We start from the raw sequence: 12,974 nt of genomic DNA on the forward strand, positions 1-12,974 counted from the left end.
TTTTCCCGCCACTCCTTAATCTTTTCATACGTATTAAACACTAGTATCCATTCCTTTTATTCATGTTTATGCTCCAGACTTGGAATTAGGAGGAGATAGATTCTCAGGGTATCCGTATCCACCGTGTTCACTCAAGTCAAGACCCATAATTTCCTCTTCTTCTGTAACACGAAGGCCTCCCATTGCTTTATCCATAACCTTCAAAATGATGTAGGAAACAATAAATGCATAGAGACCACAGCTCACAACACCTAAAATTTGAACTCCTAGCTGTTCAAAACCTCCACCGTAAAATAACCCCGGACGTCCAACGGTAGCCAATTCCGGTGTTGCAAACAGCCCATTAGAAAGCGTCCCCCATACACCAACGGTTCCGTGAACGGAAAGGGCAAAAATCGGATCGTCAATTCTTCTCTTATCAAAAAATCTCATACTGAAGAATACGAAGGCTCCGCCTACAAGACCAATCACAACAGCAGCCCACGGTTCTACAAAAGCACAAGAAGCGGTAATAGCAACAAGTCCAGCGAGCGCTCCATTCAATGTGGTTGGCACATCGGCTTTTCCTGTTACCGCCCATACCATCAGCATCGCACCGACAGCTCCTGCTCCAGCTGCCAATTGAGTGTTTAAAGCAACATAACCAAAGAAAGCATCCGCTACACCAAATGTACTTCCTGCATTAAATCCGAACCAACCTACCCAAAGAATCAAGACACCCAACGCTGTAAACACTTGGTTGTGTCCGGCAATCTCATTAGATGAACCATCTTTATTATATTTTCCGATACGCGGTTTCAATATGATCGTTGCTGCAAGTGCCGCCATCGCACCTGTTAAGTGAACCACCGTCGAACCCGCGAAATCCTGCTTTCCATGTTCGGCCAACCAACCGCCGCCCCAAATCCAGTGAGCAATTACAGGATAAATTAAAACAGAAAACAGAATAGCAAAAATGACGTAGGCGACTAATTTCGCCCGTTCCGCAAAGCCTCCGAAGGCTATCGTCATAGCGATGGCCGCAAAAGCAAGCTGGAACAGAAAATCAACGGATCCCGCAAGTCCTTCCCCCATCGTCGTTGCGTCACCATAGAAAAAATTAGAGAACCCTACGATCGCATTTCCTTCTCCATAAATAAGGCCATACCCACACGCCCAAAACACAAGCGACACGATTCCTACAGTAAAAACCGTCTTACCAGCAATATGGCCGGCATTTTTCATTCTTGTAGATCCAGCTTCAAGCAATATAAATCCACCTTGCATGAGCAAAACAAGAATCGCACTTACGATGATCCATAAGTTATTCATTAAAAACGTCGCATCCATTTAATGCTATCCCCTTTATGTTAGATTTCTTAACAATTAGTGTTAAGTTTGATTTTAGCAAAGTCTGAAAATTAACACAACAGTCATGTCAGGATTTTTTACATGGATGCGAAAAAGCTTCCTATCTAAAGCTTAATAAACTTACAAATCATATTTAATTATATTGCATCCGGACTCCTCGATATTTTTAATACTGATCCATAGTCGACTTGTTCTTACATCAAAATTAAAAACCCGAACCAAAGGAGTCTTCCCAAGCTCCAATGATTCGGGTCATTCACCAAGTTATTTTATTATGGTAAGCTGTTAAATCTTCTTATTCATTATGGTCTTCATGGTCGTGATCATCATGATCTCCGTGTTTCCCATCGTCTCGGCCGTCTTTATTTTTTTCATAACCGTGTATTGGTTTATCGTCGAAACCAGGAATTCCAGAAATATAGCCAACTCCGCCAGTTTCCATAATACCTAAAGTTTCTCTCATAGCCTCTTCTAATTTTTCTTTATCAACCGCTGTAATCTCTTTCTCATCAATATCAGCACCGGGATGCTGGTAATTGCTGAGTACATTACCATCTGTAGCACTTAAACCTGTTGCTTCTGCACCGACTGGTACAGAAAGAATTCTAGATAGCTCCTCATCATCAACATTATATGCCCATACAAAATTATTTGTATGCATGCCACTGTCTTCACCAATAAATAGCGTATTTAAATCATCTGAGTAGCTAAGGTTATCCGGGTTGGCTACTAAATCCGGATCAGCTGTGTTTCCTAGTGCGTCAGGCGCCTCAAGGTCTTTCCCTACAATGTATCCGTGCATATTCGCAGGAACATATTCACTGTCAATTTGAGCACCAGAGGAGTCTTTTTGGTCTTTTTCCAGATTCAGTTCATAAGTCACGCCAGAATCAAGTTTCGGAAGTTGAATATCGTCCTGGATAGCACCTTCCTGTTTCTCCATGCTTCCACTTTGGTAGGAAATCGCCATATACGCTTTACGGTCTTCTTCGTTCACGGCGAGACCTTCCATCTTATTAAATTCGGCTGTAGCCCCTTTGATAGCTCCGTAACGACGAGACTCTAGGAACGCTGCCGCTTTTTCCATTCCAGGTTTCACTTTCAAATATTCCACTTCGTCATGGGAATTCGTCTTCACTGCCGTAAATCCTGGAGCAGGTTCTTCAGAGGTTTCGAAAATATCACTGAATTGCACACCACTATGGACAATCTCTGAAATTTCTTTATCAGATGCATGTCCCAGTTTGATCCAGTTCAAATCACCGGAACCACCTTTTTCCGTACCTGTTTGTTCAAATTTCGCCGCATAAAGTGTACCAGACGAAAAATCTTCTTTCTCATCTGCCACATACATGAACGACATCGTATTGCCGCCATCGTCTCCAAACAAAGCTGTTTTATTATCCGGAAGCACCTTCATCATTTCGTGGGAAAAACGGCCGGTGCTATAGTGTTTTTCTACTGAAGTCTCTCCTTTTTTTGAGATAGAGATTTCAGGAATCCATCCATAGAAGTATGGGTTAGCTTTTGAAGCGTCATGAAAGTAATATTCTGCAAAGTTAGTGACTTCCTTGTAAGCGTCACTTTCCTCGTTTTCGAACGCACGTGCATCTGGCTCATACTCTTCTGATCCTAAATGAGTTCCCCAATCGGTTGTGGAACCATTACACGGAACCCATAACCCATCTACATTAGAAAAGTCAATTTTCTCAGCATCTTTCACTGTAAGTTCCCCGGTTTTCTCATCACGTTTCAATTCTGTCAGCGTCATGGATGCCGGCAGACCAGAAACACTTTCTCCAGCATTGTTTTGAGAATCGTATTCAAAATGAGAAATCATATAGGTTTTATTCCCTTTAGTTATTAAACTATTTGAATCCGGAGCATCTGAAATAAAGTAGGACGGGTCTTCAGGGACGCTTTTATCAATGATAGGATCGCCATTAACATCGATAGGCGTACCCGCCGGAATCATCTCACCGTTGTTTTCTACGATTTTGTCTTTTGTAAGGTAAAGCTGGTCATACTTTAGCGGAAGTTCTTTTTCAGTGCCATCTTTATATGTAACTTTTACAGTGGCATCTGTGTAAGTTTTTACCATATTTTCAATGGTGGAAGGAGCGTCCATGGAGTTGAATTCTACACTTTGGACTTCCTTGTGTGCTTTGTTTCCATACTGGTGCCCGTGATCGGACTGCGCCATTACTGTCATAGATGATGAAGCTAGCAATGCTATAGAAAAGCCGATAGTTAGTCGTTTCTTCATTTTTACTTCCTCCTCGAATAATGATTTCGATTTCCATTAAAACACGGGAGTTTGAAGTCAGTATGAATTTATAGTAGAAATTATTAAGATAAAGTAATGGTCTAATTACAATTAGATTTCAATATACATCCATACACCTGCAAGTGAGACCTTCTTTCTATTTTTCTTAACAATCATTTACTGTAGTAAAATCTTACATTTATAAACTACTATTACAATGATGGTTGAGATTAACAGAAAAGGAGTGTAGAGGTGATGTCTAAGTTTTCATCGTTCGTCTGTTTATTTAGTTTGGTGATGTCTATTTTCTCAATTTCGACAACAAGTGCTCATGCTGATTCAGCACCTGTGCTTGAACCCATTTCAGATGTTACTGTCATCGGTCACCGGGGAGCTTCTGGGTATGCGCCAGAGCACACACTAGAGTCGTACAAAAAAGCAATCAGATTGAATGCCGATTACGTAGAATTTGATTTACAAATGACCAAAGACAGGGAGCTTGTCGCCCTTCACGACACCACACTCGATCGCACAACTAATATCGAGGAAGTTTACCCTGAAAGAGCACCTTGGGCTGTGAGAGATTTTACCCTGGAAGAAATAAAAAACCTTGACGCAGGGTCATGGTTCAATGAAACTCACCCAGAGTACGCCAAAAACAAATATGAAGGCCTCGAAGTTCCTACTCTTCAAGAAGCCCTTGATGTAGCGAAGCATTACGGTAAAGGGGATGTCGGTGTTTACATAGAAACAAAAGCACCGGATGTTTATCCAGGTATGGAAGAGAAGCTTGTCCATACGCTACAGGATAATCACATGTTTGAGCAGGGTGATGTGATTCTACAATCATTTAGTGCTGATAGCCTCAAAAAATTAAATACAATGGTTCCTAATGATGTACCCCTTATTCAGCTAGCAGGATCTGTACCAGAAGATGAGAGTGAATTACACGATAAATTTGATGAGATTTCTACGTATGCGGATGGACTGGGTCCTAACCAAAAGCTAGTGACTCCAACTTTTATGGAAGCAGCCCATAGCCGCGGTCTCATCGTTCACCCTTACACTGTGAACAAAAAAGAAAACATGAAGAACCTCCTTGATCTAGGGGTTGATGGGATGTTTACCAATTTTCCGGATCAATTACACGATCTATTAAAGACATCTCAAAAAGAGAATCATAGGAAGTAAGAGTACGATATAAGTAAAAAACCGCTCAGCGAAAAAGCTGAGCGGCTTCTTTACTATTGTTCCTGACAATTAAGGAACTTTTGATGTTAATTATAGTAGACGGTATTCAATTGCTCCCAAAGAAATATCGTATTGTCCAATAAAATACCCCTCAAACATCATTTAAATAATAGACACGATATTACTTTCTTTTTCATAGTCCATTACAGCTTCTTCAAAGACCGCCAACCCTTGGTCAATCTGTTCCTTCGTAACAATTAAAGGCGGAATCATGCGGATGACTTCCTGATGTTTCCCGCATAAGTAGAATAAAACACCTTTTTCAAGAGATAAATCCAATATTCGCATCATTCCTTTGCCGTCAGGGTCCCCTGTTTCAGGATCGATGATTTCGATTCCGATCATTAGACCAACACCACGAACATCTCCGATGACCTTATGATTTTCCCTGATTTCCTTCAAGCGGTCCAGCGCATAAGCACCGAGTTGCTTAGAATTATCAACAAGTTTTTCTTCCTCTATGACATCTAATGTTGCAAGAGCTGCGGAACATGCAATTGGGTTGCCGCCAAACGTTGTTCCATGAGTCCCCATCGGCCATTTGCTCATCAGTTCTTTGGAGGCAACCGTAGCGCTCAGCGGCATTCCTGAAGCGATTCCTTTTGCAATTGCCATAATATCAGGAGTGACCCCAAAGGTCTGGGCAGCAAACCAGTCACCCGTCCTTCCAAATCCCGTTTGGACTTCATCAAATATCAAAAGCATTCCATGCCGGTCACAAATCTCACGAACCTTTTGCAGCCATTCCTTCGGAGGGATGATGTAGCCTCCTTCCCCAAGGACAGGTTCAACGATGACACAAGCGACTTCTTCAGGAGTCACTTGATGATCGAAGAGCATCTCGAAATCCTTTTCCAGCTTGTTCACACAATACTCAGCAACATTTTCCCCTTCAGGACATCCTTCAATATCAGCATAAGGGAGCTGATACGTTAATCCATTCGGCTGCAAAAACTTGCGGTACTTACTCTTCGAAGTGCTGACGCCAAGGGCACCTAGCGATCTTCCATGGAAGCATCCAGTAAACGACACGACATACGGTCTTTCCGTCGCATATTTAGCAAGCTTCAGAGCGCCTTCAATCGCTTCTGTTCCACTGTTTGCAAAAAAGAAGCAATCAAGGTTTCCTGGCAGTAACTCTTGAAGACGATCCGCAACTCTTAATATAGAATCATACATGATTACACCCGAAGGACCGTGCATGAGCTGATCTGTGCTGTCCTTAATCGCTTGAACGACTTTAGGGTGACGGTGCCCTGTATTAGCAACTGCAATCCCAGAGGTAAAGTCCAAATACTTTTTTCCATCCGTTCCATAGTAGTAGCAGCCTTCTTCTTTTACGACAGGAAGATTCGGATGGTCTTTCGCCATGCTTGGGGCAAGTAAATCAGTCATACGGTTATATAAATCTTGGAATGTTGGTTTCATAGATATCCTCCTAGAATATAAAGTGCGCAATAATAACGATGATCGGAAGTGTAATCACTGTACGCTGCAAGAAAATAATCGCTAATTCTGCTACAGAGATAGGAATTTTCGATTTAACAAGCAAGATTCCGATTTCTGACATGTAGATCAGCTGCGTAAGAGAGATGGCGGCGATGACAAACCGAGTCAGTTCGCTTTCAATCCCAGCCCCTATAACAGCAGGCAGGAACATATCCGCAAATCCAACGAGCATAGCTGGAGCAGCCTGAGCAGCTTCTGGAATTTGCATCCATTGGAGAATCGGTACAATCGGCATGGATAAGTAAGTGAAAAATGGGGTGAATTCAGCAATAATTAAAGCTACTGTCCCCAGGGCCATCACTAATGGAATCAAAGCAAAATAAATGTCTAGAACGGTTTGCACACCTTGCTTCGCGACATCTTTTACACCTTTGACCTCCGATGCTTTATGAAGAGCTTTTTCAAGCCCCCATTGAAAATTAGACATGCCTTCCGGCGTATCTTCAGAGATCTTCATGCCTGTCCCTTCATAGTATGTATCCTCTTTTTTAGAAAGCGGCGGGATACGAGGACAAACGAAGGCTGCGACTAATCCCGCTACAACTACTGTCAGATAAAAAGGAACAAAATATTCCTCTAATCCGATAAAGCTGATGACAACAAGGCTGAAAGCAATCGAGTTAATAGAAAAGTTTGTAGCAATAATGGAAGCTTCGCGTTTCGTATAGTAACCTTCTTCGTACTGCTTCGTAGTAATCAGTACTCCTACCGTCCCCGCTCCCATCCAGGAAGCAAGCGCATCAATAGAAGAACGACCCGGAAGCTTAAATACAGGTCTCATCACCCTGCGCAGCATAGTTCCAATAAAATCCATCAATCCGAATTCCATTAATAACGGCATCAGGATCCCCGCAAATAAGAACCAAGCCGCAAGCACAGGTACAAGCGAGTAAAGCATCGTTCCGCCCGTCACATCTGAAATAATAAATTCTGGTCCAACACTAAATAAGGTCATAAGAGCAAAAATAGCACCGACCACACGGGTGACCGTCCAAAATGTATTTACATAGAATAATTGCTTCATAAAAGGCTTTTCCATAATCATCCGGGGTTTAACCACTCTAGCGACTATCGGAAGCAACGCTGAAACAACAAGGATTCCCGACATAAGACTCGGAAGGACCGGTTCCATATACGCTTGGACCGTCTCCGCCATCACCCCTACACCAATTGTGATTTTCCCACCAAATGGAATCGGAAGAAGAAACAACAACACACCGATTAGCGACGGGATTAGAAACCAAGAAAAATTGCGCGCTGATCTGTTATTCCCTGTTTCTTGAGCCCACTGTCCTTCTTCAAACGTTTTCTTCTGCTTTACCTCCATCTTTCACACTCCTTAAAAAGTTTTTATGAACAACTGAATAAAAAAAGGCAAAAGATCTTCCTCTCTCACCCTCAGTAACATGCAAGAATTGTGCCAAATTATCATTTTATTCTGTATTTTTTCATTTTTCTGACTACACTAGGTTGACTAATCCCTAATACTTCAGCCATCCTTGTTGTTGTTTTATATTCTAATCTGGCTTTTTGAAGTTTTTCTTTTTCTACTCTTTCAAGTGTTTTAGGTAAAGATTCTTGAAAATTATTCATTTTTGAATAAGAAGTATCTTCCCTTTTATAGTTATCAGGTAAATCTTCAGGCAGAATGATAGAAGTATGAGATGTCACCACAAGCCGCTCGATCAAATTAGTGAGTTCCCTTACATTCCCTCTCCACTCCAGCTCTGTCAGGTCAAGCAGAACTTCTCTACTTAACGTTCGTTTTCTTTTATAACGTTTTGTAAAAACATCTAGCGCATATTGTATCAGTGGTACAATATCTTCTTTTCTCTCCCTCAACGGAGGGATGGTTATAGGTACAACATTGAGCCGAAAGTACAGATCCTCCCGGAACAACTTCTTTTCTACTGATTCCTTCAAACGATTATTCGTCGCACTGATCAATCGGAAATCAGCGTTTATTTCTTGGCGTCCACCTACCTTATAAAAGCATTTGTTCTGAATTAATTTGAGGACCTTCACCTGATTGGAAAGAGTGAGTTCACCGACCTCATCTAAAAACAACGTGCCTCCATCCGCCATTTCTGCAAATCCCTTTTTACCACCCTTGGTTGCTCCGGTAAAAGAACCGGATTCGTAACCGAACAGCTCGGCTTCAAACAACGAATCGGGAATGGCTCCGCAATTGACTTCAATAAACGGTCCAACTGCTCTCTCGCTCTTTTCGTGGATCATTTTCGCTACTTCAGATTTTCCCACACCCGATTCCCCCAGTAGGAGGACGTTTACATCTACACCGGCAACTTGATTGGCTGTCGCAATAATCTTGCGCATCAGTTCACTTTTAGCAATAAAGTCACCTTCATTTTGCTGCTTCAATTGATCGAGCTCTTTTCGGACCCGTTCCATTTCCTCCGTCATTTCTTCCATGCCGGCTTTGATTTCCATTAACTCCGTCACATCATGAGAGTAACTGACGACACGAACAAGCTTTTTATCATCATCAAAAACAGGCAATGCAGTAACGAGAAGTTTTTTACCGCCTGCAACGGTCTGGACAAAAGTAACTCGTTCTTTCTTTTCAACCACCATCGGTGTTGCCAACGGTGTAAACAGCCCTTGTTTCTCAAGATCGTAAACGGATTTCCCAATCAGATCATCTGATTTAACATCATACACAGCACCAGTTCCTTCACTTACTTTCACTATCGTTCCATCTGTCTTCGTTACGAGGATATCCTCTTGAAGAGAATGAAAGATTGTCTTGTATTCATCCCACTCTGTCATCCGACCGCTCCCCTTATTCAAATCTGAATAATAACAAGCTCGAAACGCTACAACCATATGTAGTTTGAAAATTCTCAATATATTCACTAATGAATACTTAGTGTATATATCGTAACATAAAGATGCATTTATTTGTGTATTTATTTATTAATTTGCATATTTATTCTTTTATCCTGGGTGGAGGGGTGGTGTCTGGGGGTGGTGTCAGGTATCGGTCTGTCCTTCTCAGGTACCTGGTACCGAAAACAAGCTCGATGGTGCCAGGTACGAATTCTCACCCTCGGCGTACCTGACACCACAAAAAACGCCAAAAAAAAGACCAGCCCATCAAAGGGGGCTGGTCTTCGTCGTTTCTATTATACGTTCACTTTTACATCTGCATCTTTCTTAAGATCTTCTACAAGTTTTTGATAAGCTTGTGCTTCTTTTTGACCGGACAATTGTTGTTTAATCATCGGTTTGGCTTCTTCATAAGAAGGTACTTTGCTTTTACTTTCTCCACCTGCTTTTTCTTGCTGTTTCTTCATCTGTTCATAGGCTTCTTTCATTTCTTTTTCCGTCGGTTCTAGGTTTCCCGCTTCTGCTGCAAGAAGTTTCTCAAGCTTCATTTGTTTTTCAACCTGAGACATGACTTCTTCTTCTTTCATTCCTTGCTCTTTCAATTTAGCCAAGAATTTTTCTTTTGACTCAAGCTTTTGCTGTTTAGCGATTTCTTCTAACTTCTTGTTCTTCTCTTCTTCAGAGATTGTGAAATCACGACTGTTCGCTTCCTGGATTAGAAGTGTTTGACCTACTAAGCTTTCAGCCACTTGTTTCTTTAATTTATCTTGGTCCACTTCTTTACCAGTCATTTGAGATTGCATTGCCATTTGCTGGAATTGAGACTTATACGTTTCTGTAAATTCTTTTTTCTTAATTTCTTCATCGTTTACTTTAGCAACGACGTCAGGTACTCCTTCTAAATCAGGCTCAGGCATTTTTGCTTTTTCACCACTTGCCTTTTCACCGCTTGCTTGTTCTTGTTTTGCATCTTCTTGTTTATTTTTATCTTCAGCGTTGGATCCTTCATCTCCACATGCAGCTAATAGAGCGATAAGGGCAGCCAACATGAAACTTAATAGTTTTTTATTCAATGTCATGTCTCCTTTGTGATTCATGCTGGTTGCCATTGTAACAGATCCATCTGCCCTGTAAACATCCATTTTCGCAAAATCATAGATTATTACAATTTAATGATAGGGCTCTTCCGCGACAACATAGGCTTCGAGTGAGTTTTCACCCTTCAATTAAACAAAATTCGTAAAAAGTGTGTAATTAATGTGTCGGGTCTTCACCAATGATTGAAGCATAAAAAAAGCCTGAGATCACTTACTCAGGCCCTCTGATCAAACTATAAGTTTAGCCTGGGGACTATGGTATTTTAGTAAATCGAGGAATCTGCTTTCATCTTTCGGAGTGATTTTAATACTTTTCGCTTTCTTTTCCTCATAAAAAATCTCTAAAGCGTCACCAGCGGTTACTACTCTGCGACCTTCATAGATATCTGGTGTGGATGTCACCTTGAAAATCGCCGCATACGGAACTTTTTTACTAAAAGGACCTCCTTTTACATGAAGATATTCATGGCGAAAGACATACTTAATATTGATCGTTGTGAAGATGATGGTGCTTAGTAGATATATGTAGATCGTAGACCATACCAAAGTAAAAGGAATGTTGTGAGTGAACTCAGGAGCAAAGATGAATGGAAAAATCAACATCAGGGTCATGTTTACAGACACTTTTATTATAAAAGCAGTGAAAAACCTGTCTCTCTCTGCCTTGAATACCAAACCATTAGCCTCCTTTTTACATTTTAAATTTCCTTTTTTCGATCAATTTAATTATTTCAAAATTCTAACATTTTATCAACGATGATAGTCTGCCATTATAAACAAAAAGAAAGACCTGAGCATCAACAGCTCAGGTCTTAAGGTTTTTATTTACTTTTGCAAGGCTACCTTCACCTGGTTATCCCCTACAGTAAATTCTTTCATATTGTCTGCTTCTCCTACAGTCAGGTTGTTCACGAGGACATTTTCACGGATCAGCCCTTCGTTTTGCTGGATCGCTTTTTTCACATCTTCGTCACCATCAAGTGCGATGTCAACACGAAGATCGATTGGCAGATCCTGTTTCTTACGATCATCCTGGATAACACGGATCACTTCACGAGCGAGGCCTTCAAGGCGGAGCTCTTCTGTGATCGTTGTATCTAGAACGACGTGGAAGTCCTGGTTTGATCCCATGGATAGACCAGAGTCAGCTACACGTTCTACATTTAACAGATCCATCGTTACTTCAACGTCTCCGTCTCCTGTTGGAACGACAACTTTTTCGTCTTGAACGACTTTTGCCGCTTCATCGTCAGAAAGTTTTTCTAAATAACCTTTCACGACGCCTACATTCTTACCAAGGACTGGACCTGCTGCGCGGAAGTTCAGCTTCACTTCGTAACGTACAAGGTCATCAGAAGATTGTTTTACGACAACTTCTTTGACGTTGATTTCATCACGAATGATGCTGCTGTATTTCTCCAGTGCTTTTCCTTGGTCAGGGTTGACTGGGATGACAACAAGCTCAGAAAGTGGCTGTTTCGTCTTGATCGATTCAGTGTTACGCACACCACGCGCAAGCTCGACCACTTGAAGGACCGCATCCATATCTTGTTCCAGCTGCTGGTCGACGACGGCATTGTCCACTTTAGGGAAGTATGCGAGGTGCACACTTTCTCCCATTAAGTTTTGATAAATGTCTTCTGCTAAGAACGGTGTGAATGGTGCCATTAGCTGGCTCAATCCAGCTAGCACTTCATGAAGCGTGTGATAGGCCGCTTTCTTGGATTCCGTCATACCTTCTTCCCAAAAACGGTCACGGGAACGACGGATGTACCAGTTACTTACTTCATCCACATATTTTTCAAGAGCTTTTGCTGCTTTTGTGAAATCATAATCATCAAGCGCTTCACCTACGACAGCTGTCACACTGTTCAGGCGGGATAGCACCCAGCGGTCAAGAAGCGTCTTCTCTCCGGATTCATTTTTATCGAACTCATAACCATCGATGTTGGCATACAACGTATAGAAACCGTGAGTATTTACAAGAGTATCGATCACTTTCGATTTTGCTTCGACAACGACACGCTCAGAGAAACGTTTGTTATTCCAAGGTGCACTGTCAGCAAGAAGCGCCCAACGGAAGGCATCGGCTCCGAACTTCGTGACTAAGTCTGTCGGATTCAGGGCATTCCCTTTACTTTTCGACATCTTGCGTCCTTCTTCATCAAGGATATGACCCGTAGAAAGAACGCGTTTGTATGGCGCTTTCCCTGTGAATAGAGTGGATACAGCAAGGAGACTGTAGAACCATCCACGTGTTTGGTCAATTCCTTCACAGATGACGTCAGCCGGGAACTGTTTTTCAAACTGATCTTGATTCTCAAACGGGTAGTGCTGCTGGGCAAAAGGCATAGATCCACTGTCGAACCATACGTCGATGACCTCAGGAACACGGTTCATCGTGCCTTCACACTTCTCACATTTCAGCTGTACACGATCGACATACGGCTTATGAAGCTCGACATCGCCGATCTCTCCGATGGCTTTCTCTTGAAGATCAGCCTGGCTGTGCGGTGCGTACTGGTGATCACATGAATCACAGATCCAGATTGGCAGCGGTGTACCCCAGAAGCGGTTACGTCCGATATTCCAGTCGACCATGTTTTCAAGGAAGTTACCGAAACGGCCATCCTTGATATGGCTTGGGTGCC

9 protein-coding genes are annotated in these 12,974 nt (G+C 42.0%); 1 reads left to right on the forward strand and 8 read right to left on the reverse strand.

Annotated elements, in window-relative coordinates; all coding sequences use genetic code 11:
- Window positions 1-66: 66 nt before the first annotated feature.
- Both LD39_RS04410 and LD39_RS04415 read right to left on the reverse strand, forming a co-directional pair.
- Window positions 67-1,329, reverse strand: coding sequence for an ammonium transporter (locus LD39_RS04410; protein WP_035543293.1), 1,263 nt, complete (start codon window positions 1,327-1,329; stop codon window positions 67-69).
- A 316-nt stretch (window positions 1,330-1,645) separates the two neighbouring features.
- The gene (locus LD39_RS04415; RefSeq protein ID WP_081988293.1) at window positions 1,646-3,616 is read right to left on the reverse strand and encodes a PhoX family phosphatase; all 1,971 of its coding nucleotides are present in this window, start codon (window positions 3,614-3,616) and stop codon (window positions 1,646-1,648) included.
- A gap of 255 nt (window positions 3,617-3,871) precedes the next feature.
- Here LD39_RS04415 and LD39_RS04420 point away from each other — a divergent pair, with 255 nt between their 5' ends.
- Window positions 3,872-4,807, forward strand: coding sequence for a glycerophosphodiester phosphodiesterase (locus tag LD39_RS04420; RefSeq protein WP_035543295.1), 936 nt, complete (start codon window positions 3,872-3,874; stop codon window positions 4,805-4,807).
- Between the two features lie 162 nt (window positions 4,808-4,969).
- On the opposite strand, the gene LD39_RS04425 is transcribed toward LD39_RS04420, so the two are convergent.
- From LD39_RS04425 to LD39_RS04450, 6 genes are all read right to left on the reverse strand, one after another.
- Window positions 4,970-6,295, reverse strand: coding sequence for an aspartate aminotransferase family protein (locus tag LD39_RS04425; RefSeq protein ID WP_035543298.1), 1,326 nt, complete (start codon window positions 6,293-6,295; stop codon window positions 4,970-4,972).
- A 10-nt stretch (window positions 6,296-6,305) separates the two neighbouring features.
- Complete coding sequence (locus LD39_RS04430; RefSeq protein ID WP_035543301.1) at window positions 6,306-7,703, reverse strand: YjiH family protein; 1,398 nt, start codon at window positions 7,701-7,703, stop codon at window positions 6,306-6,308.
- 101 nt (window positions 7,704-7,804) lie between these two features.
- Window positions 7,805-9,166: a sigma-54-dependent Fis family transcriptional regulator gene (locus LD39_RS04435; protein ID WP_035543303.1), complete on the reverse strand. Its 1,362-nt coding sequence runs from the start codon at window positions 9,164-9,166 to the stop codon at window positions 7,805-7,807.
- A 356-nt stretch (window positions 9,167-9,522) separates the two neighbouring features.
- Entirely contained in the window at window positions 9,523-10,305 is a 783-nt protein-coding gene (locus tag LD39_RS04440; protein WP_035543307.1) for a SurA N-terminal domain-containing protein, read from the reverse strand.
- Between the two features lie 246 nt (window positions 10,306-10,551).
- Complete coding sequence (locus LD39_RS04445) at window positions 10,552-10,998, reverse strand: PH domain-containing protein (RefSeq protein WP_035543305.1); 447 nt, start codon at window positions 10,996-10,998, stop codon at window positions 10,552-10,554.
- A 150-nt stretch (window positions 10,999-11,148) separates the two neighbouring features.
- Window positions 11,149-12,974 (reverse strand): class I tRNA ligase family protein (locus tag LD39_RS04450; protein ID WP_035543310.1); only part of this gene is annotated, 1,826 nt, incomplete at its 5' end.

This window comes from Halobacillus sp. BBL2006 (assembly GCF_000786645.1).
Taxonomy (GTDB): Bacteria; Bacillota; Bacilli; order Bacillales; family Halobacillaceae; genus Halobacillus.